This is a genomic window from Sphingomonas sp. Leaf242 (genome assembly GCF_001422045.1).
Lineage (GTDB): Bacteria > Pseudomonadota > Alphaproteobacteria > Sphingomonadales > Sphingomonadaceae > Sphingomonas.
Genome location: NZ_LMLW01000001.1, coordinates 595694 through 610383, shown reverse-complemented (window position 1 = coordinate 610383; position 14690 = coordinate 595694). Strand labels below are relative to the sequence as shown.

At 64.8% G+C, this 14690-nt stretch carries 13 protein-coding genes; 7 read left to right on the top strand and 6 right to left on the bottom strand.

Annotated features, from left to right (window positions below):
- Positions 1-79 precede the first annotated feature (79 nt).
- From ASF09_RS02765 to leuA, 5 genes are all read left to right on the top strand, one after another.
- On the top strand, positions 80-1828 hold the full coding sequence (locus ASF09_RS02765; RefSeq protein WP_060524372.1) for an acetolactate synthase 3 large subunit: 1749 nt from the start codon (positions 80-82) through the stop codon (positions 1826-1828).
- Between the two features lies 1 nt (position 1829).
- On the top strand, positions 1830-2345 hold the full coding sequence (ilvN, locus tag ASF09_RS02760) for an acetolactate synthase small subunit (RefSeq protein ID WP_056048113.1): 516 nt from the start codon (positions 1830-1832) through the stop codon (positions 2343-2345).
- 106 nt (positions 2346-2451) lie between these two features.
- On the top strand, positions 2452-3471 hold the full coding sequence (gene ilvC, locus ASF09_RS02755; RefSeq protein WP_056048109.1) for a ketol-acid reductoisomerase: 1020 nt from the start codon (positions 2452-2454) through the stop codon (positions 3469-3471).
- Between the two features lie 453 nt (positions 3472-3924).
- Positions 3925-4530, top strand: a complete 606-nt coding sequence (locus ASF09_RS02750) for a YceI family protein (protein WP_060524369.1) — start codon at positions 3925-3927, stop codon at positions 4528-4530.
- A gap of 192 nt (positions 4531-4722) precedes the next feature.
- Positions 4723-6381 (top strand): 2-isopropylmalate synthase, encoded by a 1659-nt coding sequence (gene leuA, locus ASF09_RS02745; RefSeq protein WP_060524367.1) that lies wholly within the window; start codon positions 4723-4725, stop codon positions 6379-6381.
- 267 nt (positions 6382-6648) lie between these two features.
- On the opposite strand, the gene ASF09_RS02740 is transcribed toward leuA, so the two are convergent.
- From ASF09_RS02740 to folE, 3 genes are read right to left on the bottom strand one after another with little or no spacing between them, the layout of a single operon-like run.
- Complete coding sequence (locus ASF09_RS02740) at positions 6649-6999, bottom strand: dihydroneopterin aldolase (protein ID WP_060524365.1); 351 nt, start codon at positions 6997-6999, stop codon at positions 6649-6651.
- Positions 6992-7750: an SDR family NAD(P)-dependent oxidoreductase gene (locus ASF09_RS02735; protein ID WP_060524363.1), complete on the bottom strand. Its 759-nt coding sequence runs from the start codon at positions 7748-7750 to the stop codon at positions 6992-6994. The genes ASF09_RS02740 and ASF09_RS02735 overlap by 8 nt, the downstream gene beginning before the upstream one ends.
- Positions 7750-8388 carry a GTP cyclohydrolase I FolE gene (folE, locus tag ASF09_RS02730; protein ID WP_060524940.1) on the bottom strand — a complete coding sequence of 213 codons (639 nt, stop codon included), beginning with the start codon at positions 8386-8388 and terminating at the stop codon, positions 7750-7752. Before folE ends, ASF09_RS02735 begins: the two co-directional genes overlap by 1 nt.
- Before the next feature lie 203 nt (positions 8389-8591).
- Here folE and ASF09_RS02725 point away from each other — a divergent pair, with 203 nt between their 5' ends.
- Positions 8592-11552, top strand: a complete 2961-nt coding sequence (locus ASF09_RS02725; RefSeq protein WP_060524361.1) for a TonB-dependent receptor — start codon at positions 8592-8594, stop codon at positions 11550-11552.
- A gap of 458 nt (positions 11553-12010) precedes the next feature.
- On the opposite strand, the gene fghA is transcribed toward ASF09_RS02725, so the two are convergent.
- The 3 genes from fghA to ASF09_RS02710 are packed head-to-tail and all read right to left on the bottom strand — an operon-like array spanning position 12011 to position 14348.
- Positions 12011-12847 (bottom strand): S-formylglutathione hydrolase, encoded by an 837-nt coding sequence (fghA, locus tag ASF09_RS02720; protein WP_060524359.1) that lies wholly within the window; start codon positions 12845-12847, stop codon positions 12011-12013.
- On the bottom strand, positions 12847-13230 hold the full coding sequence (locus tag ASF09_RS02715; RefSeq protein WP_060524356.1) for a VOC family protein: 384 nt from the start codon (positions 13228-13230) through the stop codon (positions 12847-12849). The genes fghA and ASF09_RS02715 overlap by 1 nt, the downstream gene beginning before the upstream one ends.
- Positions 13231-13241: 11 nt before the next feature.
- Positions 13242-14348 (bottom strand): S-(hydroxymethyl)glutathione dehydrogenase/class III alcohol dehydrogenase, encoded by a 1107-nt coding sequence (locus ASF09_RS02710; RefSeq protein WP_060524354.1) that lies wholly within the window; start codon positions 14346-14348, stop codon positions 13242-13244.
- Between the two features lie 119 nt (positions 14349-14467).
- Between ASF09_RS02710 and ASF09_RS02705 the strand changes: the two genes are divergently transcribed.
- Positions 14468-14671, top strand: coding sequence for a DUF2945 domain-containing protein (locus ASF09_RS02705; RefSeq protein ID WP_056048079.1), 204 nt, complete (start codon positions 14468-14470; stop codon positions 14669-14671).
- Positions 14672-14690 lie beyond the last annotated feature (19 nt).

The following is a 14690-nucleotide window of genomic DNA, read 5'->3' as shown; positions in this document are numbered from 1 at the left end:
TTGACACGCATCTTTTATATCGGTAGCCGGCCCCACCACGAGACGCTAAAGGCAGCGTTCTCGCAAAGGATGATATGAAATGACCGAGAAGAGTGGAGCCGATATCCTGATCGAGGCGCTGTGCGATCTCGGCGTGGAGGTCGTCTTCGGCTATCCGGGTGGTGCCGTGCTGCCGATCTACGACGCGCTGTTTCGCAGTGGCCGGATCAAGCACATCCTCGTGCGCCACGAACAGGCTGCGACGCATGCCGCCGAAGGCTATGCGCGCTCGACCGGCAAGCCCGGCGTGGTGCTCGTCACCTCCGGCCCCGGCGCGACCAATGCCGTGACCGGCATCACCGACGCGCTGATGGACTCGATCCCGATGGTCGTGATCACCGGCCAGGTGCCGACCGCGTTGATCGGTACCGACGCGTTCCAGGAAGCCGATACGGTCGGCATCACGCGCCATTGCTCGAAGCACAATTACCTCGTCAAGGACCCCGCCCGCCTGGGCGACGTGATCCACGAGGCGTTCCACATCGCCACCTCGGGACGTCCGGGGCCGGTGGTCGTCGACATTCCCAAGGACGTGCAGGTCGCGACCGCGCGCTACAAGAAGCCGGGGCCGATCCAGCACAAGACTTATCGCCCGCAGGTGAAGGCCGACCAGTCGCAGATCGAGCAGCTCGTCGACATGCTCGCCGCGGCCGAACGCCCGATCCTGTACACCGGCGGCGGCATCATCAATTCGGGTCCGGCCGCGAGCCAGTTGCTGTGCGAACTCGTCCGCATCACCGGCGCACCAGTGACGTCGACGCTGATGGGCCTTGGCGCCTATCCAGCATCGGGGCCGCAGTGGCTCGGCATGCTCGGGATGCACGGCACCTACGAAGCCAACATGGCGATGAACCAGGCTGACCTCGTCGTCGCGCTCGGCTCGCGCTTCGACGATCGCGTGACCGGACGTCTCGATGCGTTCAGCCCGAACTCGCGGAAGGTGCATATCGACATCGATCGCTCGTCGGTGAACAAGACGGTGCGCGTCGATCTCGGGATCATCGCGGACGTCGGCCATGCGCTCGAGGACATGGTGCGGATCTGGAAGAGCCGCCAGCATCCCAAGCCCGACACGACCGACTGGCAGCGTCGCATTGCCGGCTGGCGCGCGGTGAAGTGTCTCGATTTCCCCGAGAACGATCCGAACGAGATCATGCCGCAGCGCGCGATCCGGGCGCTGTTCGACGCCACGCATGCACGCTCGCCGATCATCACGACCGAGGTCGGCCAGCACCAGATGTGGGCGGCGCAGCATTTCGGGTTCGAAAAGCCGAACAAGTGGCTGACCAGCGGTGGTCTCGGCACGATGGGGTACGGCCTGCCCGCAGCGATCGGCGCGCAGCTTGGTAACCCGAACGCGCTAGTGATCGACATCGCTGGCGAAGCGTCGATCCAGATGAACATCCAGGAGCTGGCCACCGCGTCGCAATACCGGTTGCCGGTGAAGATCTTCATCCTCAACAACCAGTATATGGGCATGGTCCGCCAGTGGCAGGAGCTCACCTATGAGAGCCGCTATGCCGAGAGCTATTCGGATTCGCTGCCCGATTTCGTCAAGCTGGGCGAGGCATATGGCTGGAAGGGCATCCTGATCGAGACGCGCGATCAGCTCGACAGCGGGATCGCCGAGATGCTGGCGTATGACGGCCCGGTGATCGTCGATTGCCGTGTGTCGCAGCTGACCAACTGCTTTCCGATGATCCCGTCGGGCGCGGCGCATACCGACATGATCCTGCAGGCGAACGAAGTGTCCGGCACGATGGACGACGAAGCGAAGGCGCTGGTTTAAGATGCACATTTCCCAGGAAAAGGCCGAGCGGCACACGCTCGCCGTCATCGTCGACAACGAACCCGGCATCCTCGCCCGGATCGCCGGCCTGTTCACCGCGCGCGGCTATAATATCGAGAGCCTGACGGTGAGCGAGATCACCGCGGATAAGTCGGTCAGCCGGATCACGATCGTCACCAGCGCGTCGCCGGCGACGATGGAGCAGATCATCGCCCAGCTCGACCGGCTGGTGCCGGTGCACAAGGTCACCGACCTCACGGCACAGGGCGCGCACGTCGAGCGTGAGCTAGCGCTGGTGAAGGTGCGCGGCACCGGCGACCACCGGATCGAGGCATTGCGCCTCGCCGACGTCTACCGCGCCCGCGTGGTCGACGCGACGACGTCGAGCTTCGTGTTCGAGGTTACCGGCGGCATCGACAAGATCGACAAGTTCGTCGAACTCATGGGCGAAGTCGGCCTGATCGAAGTCGCCCGTACCGGCATCGTCGCGATCGCCCGCGGCAAAGAGCCGGCCTGAATTACTGCGTCATCCTGACGAACGTCAGGATCCAGAGCCACAATCGGCGCCGCCTGGAACCCTGGGTTCCGGCGTTCGCCGGAATGACGAAAGAAGGAAGAATCCAATGCGTGTCTATTACGATCGCGACGCCGACCTGAACCTCATCACCGACAAGAAGATCGCGATCGTCGGCTATGGTTCGCAGGGCCATGCGCACGCGCAGAACCTCCGCGATTCAGGCGTCAAGGACGTCGCGATCGCGCTCCGCGAGGGCTCGGCGACCGCCAAGAAGGCGATCGAGGCGGGCTTCGCGGTCAAGTCGAACAAGGAAGCTGCCGCCTGGGCGGACATCGTCATGATCCTCGCCCCCGACGAGCATCAGGCGGCGATCTACGCTGCCGACCTGCACGACAACCTCAAGCAGGGTGCGACGATCGCGTTCGCCCACGGCCTCAACGTGCATTTCGGCCTGATCGAGCCGCGCGCCGATCTCGACGTCATCATGATCGCGCCCAAGGGCCCCGGCCACACCGTGCGCAGCGAATATGTCCGCGGCGGCGGCGTCCCCTGCCTGATCGCGATCGACCAGGACAAGTCGGGCAACGCGCATGACATCGCGCTCGCCTATGCATCGGGCGTCGGCGGCGGGCGCTCGGGCATTATCGAGACCAACTTCCGCGAGGAATGCGAGACCGACCTGTTCGGCGAGCAGGCCGTGCTGTGCGGCGGCATCACCCACCTGATCCAGGCCGGGTTCGAGACGCTGGTCGAAGCCGGCTACGCGCCCGAGATGGCGTATTTCGAGTGCCTCCACGAGACCAAGCTGATCGTCGACCTGCTGTACGAGGGCGGCATCGCCAACATGCGCTATTCGATCTCGAACACCGCGGAATATGGCGACATCACGACCGGTCCGCGGATCATCACGTCGGAGACCAAGGCCGAGATGAAGCGCGTGCTGGCGGATATCCAGTCGGGACGGTTCGTGAAGAACTTCATCCTCGATAATCGTGCGGGGCAGCCTGAGCTGAAGGCGGCGCGTAAGCAGGCGCTGGCGCATCCGATCGAGAAGATCGGCAGCGAACTGCGCGGCATGATGCCGTGGATCGGGAAGAATGCTTTGGTGGATCGCGAGCGCAACTGAGCGAAGCGAACGCGCGTGAGCGCGGCCGGCACGACGAAGCCTGCCCATAGGGCACGGCTTCGCCGGGGCCGACGGGTTGGCGTGAAGTGAGTCCTAGCTCAGCGTCGATTCCGCCACCCCGGCGAAGGCCGGGGCCCAGTTGGAGAGGCCGGAGTAACGGAGCGCAGTGTTCAGTTAGTCACGTCCCTCAACTGGGCCCCGGCCTTCGCCGGGGTGGTGGCGTTTTAGGGAAGCGTCATCGCTGCCTATCCTGTTCCCTCGCGAACGCGGGGGTCCAGGGTCTCGGGCGGTGTTCGTGGTTTAGCTGGGCCCCCGCGTCCGCGGGGGAACAAGAGGTTGCGGCGCCCTCGCCTCCCTCCCACCAACCCAAATCCGAAACACAGCGTTGGCATAACGCCGTTTGACGCGCCCGCCCCGCTCGGCCAGCATCGCGCGTCAAACAGGAGACCCCGCATGCGCCTAGTTCTAGCCTCGATCCTCGCCCTCACCGCCGCGCCTATCATGGCGCAGACCGCCGCCATCCCCGGCGCCCCCGTCAAGGCACGCGTCGCCGCTGGCACCTACGCAGTCGACCCGAACCACACGCAGGTCACGTGGGCCGTCAACCACATGGGCTTCTCGATGCTCGAAGGGCAGCTCGGCGCGTCGGGGGGCAGCATCACGATCGATCCCGCCAAGCCGAACGCGACCAAGGTCGAGGTGAATTTCGCGATCGACCAGCTCTCGGTCACCGCCGCGCCGTTCGCCGGCCATCTGAAGTCGAAGGACTTCTTCGACGCCGCGACCTACCCGACCGCCAAGTTCGTCTCGACCAAGATCGTCGCGACCGGCGACAGGGCGACGATCACCGGCGACCTCACGCTGAAGGGCGTCACCAAGCCCGTCGTGCTCCAGGCGACCTTCGTCGGCGCGGGTGCGAACCCGATGAACAAGAAGCTCAACTTCGGCTTCCGCGCGACGACCTCGATCAAGCGCAGCGACTTCAACCTCGGCGCCTACGCCCCGGTCGTGTCGGACAAGGTCGACCTGACGATCAACGCCGCGTTCTCCGCGCAATAATATACCAATTTTCCTATCGCGCTGGACACGGACCGTGTCCGCGCGATAGGACGCCATCAATGACGCACGGCCGCCTCCTGCTGCTTCGACTTACGCGCCCTTAGGCGCGCCGATCGTTTGCGCGGTGGCCATGCCCCGCGCCTCGCGCCTAAGGGCTGACCCGAACGCTCCCGACGACACGAGAGACTGGCCATGCTGCGCGACCCATCGACCAAATACCGACCCTTCCCACAAGTCGACCTGCCCGACCGCGAATGGCCGTCGAAGACCATCGTCAAGCCGCCGCGCTGGCTCTCCACCGATCTGCGTGACGGCAACCAGGCGCTGATCGACCCGATGGATGCGGAGAAGAAGACGCGCTTCTTCGACCTGCTCTGCAAGGTCGGGCTGAAGGAGATCGAGGTCGGCTTCCCGAGCGCGGGCGCGACCGAATTCGACTTCATCTCCGGCCTCGTGAAGACCGGCCGCATCCCCGACGACGTATCGATCCAGGTGCTGACCCAGTCGCGCCGCGACCTGATCGAGACGAGCTTTGCCAGCCTGGTCGGCGCGAAGACCGCGATCGTCCATCTCTACAACGCGGTGTCGCCGGCGTGGCGCAAGATCGTGTTCGGCATGGACCGTGCGCAGGTGAAGCAGATCGCCGTGGATGGCGCGAAGGTGTTGCGCGACGAAGCCGCCAAGCAGCCGAACGTCCGCTGGCAGTTCGAATACAGCCCCGAAACCTTCTCGACCGCCGAGCTCGATTTCAGCCTCGAGGTCTGCGAGGCGGTGATGAACGTGCTGATGCCGACGCCCGAGAACCCGATCATCTTCAACCTGCCCGCGACCGTAGAATGCGCGACGCCGAACATCTATGCCGACCAGATCGAATGGTTCGGGCGCAACATCCGCAACCGCGATGCGGTGGCGATCAGCCTGCACACGCACAACGACCGCGGCACCGGCGTCGCGGCGGCGGAGCTCGGCATGATGGCGGGTGCGGACCGGGTCGAGGGCTGCCTGCTCGGCAATGGCGAGCGCACCGGCAATTGCGATCTCGTGACCGTCGCGCTCAACATGTACACGCAAGGCGTCGACCCGAAGCTCGACTTGTCGGACATCGACGGCGTCGTGAACACGGTCAATTACTGCACCAACATCCCCGTCCACCCGCGCACGCCCTATGCCGGCGATCTGGTCTTCACCGCGTTTTCGGGCTCGCATCAGGACGCGATCAAGAAGGGCTTCGCGGCGCAGGAGGCGAAGAACGACACGCTGTGGGAGGTGCCGTATCTCCCGATCGACCCTGCCGATCTGGGTCGCAGCTACGAGGCGGTTATCCGCGTGAATTCGCAGTCGGGCAAGGGCGGCGTTGCCTGGGTGATCGAGCAGGACAAGGGCCTGAAGCTGCCCAAGCGGTTGCAGGCGGACTTCAGCCGGCACGTCCAGGCTTATGCCGACGAGACCAGCCGTGAGCTGAACGCAGGCGATATCTGGGGTCTGTTCGAGCGGACGTACATGCCGCAGGCTGACGACCGGGTGGAACTGCGTGATTACGAGGAAAGCGGTGCCTCGGGGCAGCGGGTGTTCATCGGCCGCGTCGCAATCGACGGCGAGGAGCGGTCGATCTCGGGGCGCGGCAACGGGCTGATCTCCGGCGTGATCGCAGCGATCGCGGAGTCGACCGGGCCGACGCTCGACGTGGTGGATTACAACGAGCACGCGATCGGCCACGGCGCGGATGCGCAGGCGGCGGCGTATGTCGAATGCCGGACGGCCGAGGGTCGGACGGTGTTCGGCGTCGGCATGGACACCGACATAGCGACCGCCTCGGTCCGTGCGGTGTTGTCGGCAGCGAACCGAGCCTGATGCGCACCTCCCTCTCCCCTCCGGGGAGAGGGTCGGGGTGAGGGGCAGCCAAGCAGTGCTCAGCCTGGAACAGCCCCTCACGCCAGCCCTCTCCCCGGAGGGGAGAGGGAGCAGTGCGCCATTTGCGCTCGCGTAATCCTCCCCGGCACGGGGAGGGGGACCGCCACGCGCTTGCGTGGGGGTGGAGGGGGGCTTCCCCACGCGTACCGTGCGAGGCACACCCCCACCACCAGCTACGCTGGTCCCCCTCCCCGCGTGCGGGGAGGATCAGCGAGTGCGAACGATCTCGCAGCCGACGCGGGCGTCGGGGTAGACATCGGCCTTCACCGTTCGGACCTTAACCCGCCTCACTCGCGCATCCGCCAAGCACAGCCTGGCGATCGCCTCGCAGAGCGTCTCCTGCAACGCGAACGGGCGCTCCGCCGTCAGCGCTCGAATCCCCGTGCGGACGAAATCATAGTCGAGCACTTCCTCGATCGCATCCTCGCCGAGCGGGCCTGGATACATCACCGTCATCTCGACCGAGACGACCACCCGCTGCGGCGCAACCTCGTGCGGATGGATGCCGAGCCGCATCATGACTTCGAGCCCGTCGAGGATCGTCGTGAACTCAGCCATTACGTCCCTCAAACATCACGTCGCTATCGCGCACTAGAAACCGCTGCCCGCAGTCAACGAACAGATTTTGCCCCGTCACGGCTTTCGCAGTCAGCAGCCACGCCACCGCATCGGCGACCGCCTCCGCTCCGACCGGTCGCCGCAGCAGATTGTCGCTCGCCACGGCCGCGAACTCCTCGTCGCTCTGGTCCCCGCTCGGCAAGGTCAGCCCCGGCGATACCGCGTTCACTGCGATGCGCGGCCCGAGTGCTTGCGCCAGCATAGTCGTCGCCCCCTCCAGCGCGATCTTGCCGCAACTGTACGAGAAGAAGTCCGGGTTGAGGTTCGCCACCTTCTGGTCAAGCACGTTGACCACCGCGCCATCCGCGACGTCGTCCTGCGACGCGAGTGCCGACGCGAGCAGCACCGGTGCGCCGCAATTGATCGCGCCCAGCTCGGCGAACAGTACCGGATCGACGCTTGGCGGACGATCGAACTCGAACTTCGACGCACAGTTTACCAGCCCGTCGATCGGCCCCCCGATCGCGGCCCGCGCCGCCGCGAACAGGTCGCCGATCGCGGCGAGATCGCTCAGGTCCCCCGCCACCGCAGCAGCATGCCCGCCGCCATCGACGATCTCCGCCACCAGCGCAGCCGCCTCGTGGGGGGAATGTCCCTGGTGCACGACCACCGCATGCCCGTCCGCCGCCAGCCGCCGGACGATCGCCGCACCCAGCCGCTTCGCCCCGCCCGTCACCAGGACGGTTCGCATCAAACGCCGCGCCCCATCAACGCGAGCACTTCCTTGCGGCTGCGTTCGTCGTCGCGGAACACGCCCATCATTCGGCTCGTGACCATCGTCACTCCCGGCGTGCGGACACCGCGCGCGGTCATGCAGGCATGGCTTGCCTCGATCACCACCGCGACGCCCTGCGGCTTGAGGTTGTCCCAGATGCAGTCCGCGACCTCTGCGGTCAGCCGCTCCTGCACCTGCAGCCGCCGCGCGAAGCCATGCAGCACGCGTGCGAGCTTCGAAATGCCGACGACATGGTCACGTGGCAGGTACGCGATGTGCGCCTTGCCGATGATCGGCGCCATGTGATGCTCGCAATGCGACTGGAACGGGATGTCCTTCAACAGGACGATCTCGTCATAGCCACCGACTTCCTCGAACACGCGTTCGAGGTGTTTCGCCGGATCGTCGCCATAGCCCGCGCAATATTCCTTCCACGCACGTGCAACACGGCGCGGTGTATCGAGCAGCCCTTCACGCGTGGGATCGTCGCCCGCCCAGCGGATCAGCGTACGGATCGCCGACGCTACGTCTTCGGGGACAATCACCTTGCCGTCGGGACCCAGCACATCGCCCCCAGCTCGCCGCCCCTCGGACCCGTTCAGTTCATCCCGCATCGCAACACCCTTTGTCAGCATACCCAAACATCGGAACATGGGTCCTCTTTTGCAACTGTTTTATTTGAGCAACGCGCCGTAAATCCCCGTAATACGGGGTTCAAAAAGCGTTGACGGTTGATTTTTTTGGTCGTTACTTCGCCATACCTGAAAATCTAAATCGTGAATCGGCATAGACCGGCACGATCGGGGAGAGGACTGCCATGGCAAAGTTCGAATTGCTCGCCGCATCGGCGATGATACTCCTGTCGATTGCGCCGGCAATGGCGCAGACCGCTACCACCACATCGGCCGAAAACACCGCGCCCACCAACGGGCCCGGGCAGGAAGCCCCGTCGACGCAAACGACACGAGACGTGTCCACCGCCGATCCCTACGCGTCGCAGGATATCGTGATTACCGCGCAACGCCAATCGCAGCGTCTGCAGGATGTTCCGATCGCTGTAAGCGCTTTTACCGCGGACAACATCGCCAAGCAGCAGATCGTCAACCCGAGCGCGCTTCAGCAGACGCTGCCCAACATCACCTTCACCAAGACCAACTTCACCACGTCGAGCTTCACGATCCGCGGGATCGGCGATCTGTGCACCGGCGCGACCTGCGACACCGCGACCGCGATCCACGTCAACGACATGCCGTTGGTCACCACCCGGCTGTTCGAGAGCGAGTTCTTCGACCTGGAGCGGATCGAGGTCCTTCGCGGGCCGCAGGGGACGCTGTTCGGCCGCAACGCCACGTCGGGCGTCGTCAACTTCATCTCGGCAAAGCCCGACCTCTCCGGCATACATTCGGCGGCCGAGTTCGAATACGGCAACTATGATTCGAAGCGCGTGAAGGCGATGATCAACCTGCCCTTCACCGACACGCTCGGCATCCGCGTCGCCGGCACCTATCTCAACCGCGACGGCTATACCAAGAACCTGTACGACGGCCGCAAGATCGACGGGCGCGACCTGTATTCGATCCGTGGCACGCTGTCGTGGGAGCCGACCAGCGACACCCGGGTCGACCTGATCGGCTATTATTTCCGCGAGAAGGACGACCGTTCGCGGTTGCAGAAGCAACTTTGCCACCGCGATCCGACCGGCATCCTCGGCTGCCTTCCCGACCGGCTCGTCAACGAGACCGCGAACGGCAATTCGACGCTGTCCGCGGTGCTCAGTTCGAACGAGTTCTTCGCGGTCAACAACCCCGCGCTGGCGCGCTTCGGGCTGCAGAGCCTCTATGGTCAGGATACCTATACCGGCGTCGTCAACCCGGCCAACGTGCGGACCGTATCGCTCGACTACAGCCCGACCTATTTCGCCGAGGAGGAGCAATATACCGCCAAGATCTTCCACGATTTCGGCCCGGTCAGCCTGAACTTCACCGGCGGCTACACGCGCAACGCGGTCGACAGCACGACCGACTATAACCTCGCGGTCGAGAACCCGCTGGCCAACAATGTCGGGCTCGCCACGCTCAACGCGCTCGCCCGCCCCGGATCGCCGTTCGCGTTCCTGAACGGCGTGCGCCAGACCCTGATCCCCAACGGGCCCGCCGGCGGCGCATGCCAGTCGGCGGCGGACCCCAACAACGTCGGCATCTATGGCGGCAACTCGATCGGCTGTTATCCGCAGAGCCTCGACTTCGATCGCTCGCGCCAGGTGAACCGCCAATATTCCGCTGAAGCGCATCTCGACAGCAATTTCGAGGGCATGTTCAACTTCCTGCTCGGCGGCATCTATGTCGACAGCAAGTCGACCAACACCGATTATTTCGTCAACGCGTTCGGGCTCGATTACGCCTCCGGCATTCTCGGTTCGGCAAACGCGGCGGGAGCCGGGCTGCCCGCGGGCAACGGCTATTTCCTGTCGACGCCCTTCTATCGCAACAGCGATACCGAGTTCCGCCTGAAGTCGTACGGGATCTTCGGCGAGACCTATTTCAAGTTCACCGACAAGCTCAAGCTGACCGTCGGCTTGCGGTATAACCACGACAAGAAGACCGACCAGGCGCGCAACCTCGCGCTCAACGTGCTGACGCCGATCGGCGCGACCGGAATCGAGCAGGGGCTGAACTACGGCACGGTCGATTTCGACCCGAACCTGCCGGGCCGCCAGGAGTTCGCCAATGCGCAGGTCAGCTTCTCGCGGCTGACCGGGCGCGCGGTGCTCGACTACCGGATCACCGAGAACAACCTGCTCTACGCATCCTATTCGCGCGGGTACAAGTCGGGCGGGATCAACCCGCCGCTGTTGCCGATGTTCAACGTCAGCAACACGTTCCTGCCCGAGCAGGTCAACGCGTACGAGATCGGCTCGAAGAACACCTTTGGCGGCGGCCGGTTCAGGCTGAACCTCACCGGCTTCTATTATCAGTACAAGAATTTGCAGCTGAGCCGGATCGTCGCACGGACCTCGGTCAACGACAATGTCGACGCCGATATCTACGGCGTCGAGGCGGAGGCGATCGTGAGTCCGATCCCGGCGTTCGTGGTCAACATGAACGCGAGCTACCTGCATTCGAAGGTGTCGAGCGACAAGCTGCTGGTCAACCCGCGCGACGTGTCGGGCGGCCGGTCGGACGCGGTGATCATCAAGGACATCACCAACGCGTCGAACTGCGTCGTCGTGCCCAACGTCGCGGGCAACGCGGCGCTGTCGAACGGCTATGTCGCGGCGGTCAATCGCGCGATCGGCCTGCGCGCGCCGACCGCGATCCCGACGATCGCGGCAACCGGTGCGTTCGGGATCTGCTCCGCGCTCGGGGCCAACGCCGCGGCGAGCGGCGTGTCGGTGCTCGACGGGGTAATGACCAACATCCGCGGCAACCGTCTGCCGCAGGCACCGACGTACAAATGGTCGGTGGGCGCACAGTACACGATCGACTTCGCCAACGGCATGAGCCTCGTCCCACGCGCCGACCTCAACTATACCGGCGGGTTGGCGGCAAGCATCTTCAACACCGCGATCGACCGGATCCCCGGCTACGAAGTGGTCAACATGCAGGTCCAACTCAACGCCCGCGAAGACCGCTTCTACGTCCGCGCCTATGTGCAGAACCTGACCAAGAACGATGCAACGACCGGGCAGTATGTGACCGACCAGTCGGCCGGGCTGTTCACCAACATCTTCACGATCGAACCCCGCCGGTATGGCGTGGCGGCCGGGTTCAAGTTCTGAGGGGACATTCGAGGCGGGTCCGTTGCAATGCGGTCCGTCGGACAGGAAGGCGATCTGACTGATCCTCCCCCGCCAGGGCGAGGTGGCACCGAAGGTGACGGATGGGGCGGGCACGAAACAAACGTTTCTCTTACCGCCCCCTCCGTCTGGCAAGCGCCAGCCAGCTCCCCTGGCGGGGGAGGATCCGACTACACCGCCGTCATCCTGACGAAAGTCAGGATCCAGAGCCCATCAGCGCGGCGTTCGTGACCCTGATCCTGACTTTCGTCAGGATGACGTGTGGGTGGAGCTACGTGCTGGCTCATGCAGAGCTGGGACTCTCCCTTGCCCCCATCCTACCACGGCGAAGACGCTGCCCGCCCCTTCCCTCTCCCATCGGGAGAGGGAGAGACGCCGAAGGCGGCGAGGGTGAGGGCACGGCCTGCAGACCGATAGTCTTGCAGCGTCTGGAGCCGCGGTTAGCGCTTCATTCGCTCCGCATGCCACGCGACATGGTCGCTCATAAACGTCGAAATGAAGTTGTAGCTGTGATCATACCCGGGCTGCATGCGTAGCGTCAGGTCGATCCCCGCCGCGTCGCACGCCGCCACCAGCAACTCGGGCTTCAACTGCTCGACCAGGAAGCCATCCGCGTCGCCTTGATCGACCAAGATGTCCTTCACCCGCGCACCATCCTCGATCAGTGCACAGGCATCGTAGGGCCGCCATGTCGTCCGATCCGCCCCGAGATACCCGCCAAGCGCCTTCTCGCCCCAAGCGCACTGCAACGGCGCCACGATAGGGGCGAACGCCGACACGCTCCGGAACCGCTCCGGATTGCGCAGCGCGATCGTCAGCGCGCCGTGGCCGCCCATCGAGTGCCCAAAGATCCCCTGCCGCGCCATATCCGCCACCGGAAATCTCGCTCCGATCAGCGCCGGCAGTTCATCCTCGACATACGTCCGCATCTGGAAGCTCTTCGCCCAGGGCTCCTCGGTCGCATCGACGTAGAAGCCCGCGCCCTTGCCGAAGTCGTACGCGTCGTCGTCCGGCACGTCGTCGCCGCGTGGCGAGGTATCCGGCGCGACCAGGATCACGCCCAGTTCGGCACACGCGCGCCGATACTCGCCCTTGTCCATGACGTTGGCGTGCGTGCAGGTCAGGCCCGACAGGAACCACAGCACCGGCAACCGCGCACCGTCATCGTGAGGCGGGACGTAGACCGCGAAGGTCATGTCGCTGCCGGTCGCGGTCGAGGCGTGGCGGTAGACGCCCTGCGTGCCGCCATACGCCTTGCTGGTGGAGACGCTCTCCATCACGCGACCCTGTGCAATGCGCAGATCTTGTTGCCCGACGGATCGCGCAGATAGGCGAGGTAGAGCTTCCGCCCTCCCGTCGCCGCGCGCACGCCCGGCGGATCCTCGCAGGCCGTTCCACCGTTCGCCAGCCCCGCGGCGTGCCAGGCATCGGCCGCTTCGGTCGAGGCGGCTGCGAACCCCATCGTGCTGCCGTTGCCGTGGCTAGCCGGCTCCCCATCGATAGGCTTGGTCAGCAGGAAGCGCCCGCCGTCATGCGCATAGACCACCCGCCCCCATTCGTCCGTGACGCCTTCGGGCACGCCAAGCGCGCCCAAAGCCGCGTCGTAGAACGCTTTCGACGCGGCGATGTCGCTCGCGCCAAGCATGATGTGCGTGAACATGGCCCCGCCTCTCAGTAGATCACGACGGAGCGGATGCTCTCGCCGGCGTGCATCAGGTCGAAGCCCTTGTTGATCTCGTCGAGCGTCAGGCGGTGCGTGATCATCGGATCGATCTCGATCATCCCGTTCATGTACCAGTCGACGATCTTCGGCGTATCGGTCCGCCCGCGCGCGCCGCCGAACGCGGTGCCGCGCCAGTTGCGCCCGGTGACGAGCTGGAACGGCCGCGTCGAAATCTCCTTGCCCGCCTCGGCCACGCCGATCACGATCGAGGTGCCCCAGCCGCGATGGCACGCCTCCAGCGCCTGCCGCATCACCGTCGTGTTGCCGGTCGCATCGAAGGTGTAATCCGCACCGCCATCGGTAATCGCGACGATGTGCTGGACGATATCCCCCACATCCTTCGGGTTGGCGAAGTGCGTCATGCCGAAGCGACGCCCCCATTCCTCGCGGTCGGGATTGATGTCGACGCCGACGATCATCCCGGCACCGGCCAGTCGCGCGCCCTGGATCACGTTCAGCCCGATCCCGCCGAGCCCGAACACCACGACCGTGTCGCCGGGCTGGACCTTGGCGGTATGTACCACCGCGCCGACGCCCGTGGTCACGCCGCAGCCGACGTAGCACGAGGTATCGAACGGCGCGTCCTCGCGGATCTTGGCGACCGCGATCTCCGGCAGCACGGTGAAGTTCGAGAAGGTCGAACAGCCCATGTAGTGGAAAATAGGCTGGCCCTTATAGCTGAACCGGGTCGTGCCGTCGGGCATCAGCCCCTTGCCTTGCGTGGCGCGGATCGCGGTGCACAGGTTGGTCTTGCCGCTGAGGCACGACTTACACTGGCGGCATTCGGGGGTGTAGAGCGGGATGACGTGATCGCCGACCGCGACGCTGGTCACGCCTGCGCCCACTTCGCGGACGATGCCCGCGCCTTCATGGCCCAGCACGCTCGGAAACAAGCCTTCCGAATCAAGCCCGTCGAGCGTGTACGCATCGGTATGACAGATGCCCGTCGCCATGATTTCGACGAGGACTTCACCGAATTTCGGCCCTTCGAGGTCGAGTTCGACGATCTCGAGCGGTTTTTTTGCCTCGAAGGCTACGGCGGCGCGGGTCTTCATGAGTGGGTCTCCTTGATTGCCGCCCTGATGGCCCTCGTGCCCTGCGTCTGCAACCCATACGCGATGCAACCAAAGCCGCGTTCCCGCGCTTGATCCTTTCAAATCAAGGAGATGGCGCGATGAAGGATCCGAAGAAGGGCGACGAGGTCACGTGGAAATCGCACGGCGGCGAGGCGCACGGCACGGTCGAGAAGAAGCAGACCAGCGACACGAAGATCAAGGGCCACACCGTCAAGGCGTCCAAGGAGGAGCCCCAGTTCATCGTAAGGAGTGACAAGGGCGGCAAGGCAGCGCACAAGGCGGACGCGCTCACCAAGGCGTGACCACGCGTGCAGTGCCTAA

Coding starts and splice junctions, on each gene's coding strand:
- ASF09_RS02765 (WP_060524372.1), top strand. CDS start 80: ATGACCGAGAAGAGTGGAGCCGATATCCTGATCGAGGCGCTGTGCGAT.
- ilvN (WP_056048113.1), top strand. CDS start 1,830: ATGCACATTTCCCAGGAAAAGGCCGAGCGGCACACGCTCGCCGTCATC.
- ilvC (WP_056048109.1), top strand. CDS start 2,452: ATGCGTGTCTATTACGATCGCGACGCCGACCTGAACCTCATCACCGAC.
- ASF09_RS02750 (WP_060524369.1), top strand. CDS start 3,925: ATGCGCCTAGTTCTAGCCTCGATCCTCGCCCTCACCGCCGCGCCTATC.
- leuA (WP_060524367.1), top strand. CDS start 4,723: ATGCTGCGCGACCCATCGACCAAATACCGACCCTTCCCACAAGTCGAC.
- ASF09_RS02740 (WP_060524365.1), bottom strand. CDS start 6,999: ATGGCTGAGTTCACGACGATCCTCGACGGGCTCGAAGTCATGATGCGG.
- ASF09_RS02735 (WP_060524363.1), bottom strand. CDS start 7,750: ATGCGAACCGTCCTGGTGACGGGCGGGGCGAAGCGGCTGGGTGCGGCG.
- folE (WP_060524940.1), bottom strand. CDS start 8,388: ATGCGGGATGAACTGAACGGGTCCGAGGGGCGGCGAGCTGGGGGCGAT.
- ASF09_RS02725 (WP_060524361.1), top strand. CDS start 8,592: ATGGCAAAGTTCGAATTGCTCGCCGCATCGGCGATGATACTCCTGTCG.
- fghA (WP_060524359.1), bottom strand. CDS start 12,847: ATGGAGAGCGTCTCCACCAGCAAGGCGTATGGCGGCACGCAGGGCGTC.
- ASF09_RS02715 (WP_060524356.1), bottom strand. CDS start 13,230: ATGTTCACGCACATCATGCTTGGCGCGAGCGACATCGCCGCGTCGAAA.
- ASF09_RS02710 (WP_060524354.1), bottom strand. CDS start 14,348: ATGAAGACCCGCGCCGCCGTAGCCTTCGAGGCAAAAAAACCGCTCGAG.
- ASF09_RS02705 (WP_056048079.1), top strand. CDS start 14,468: ATGAAGGATCCGAAGAAGGGCGACGAGGTCACGTGGAAATCGCACGGC.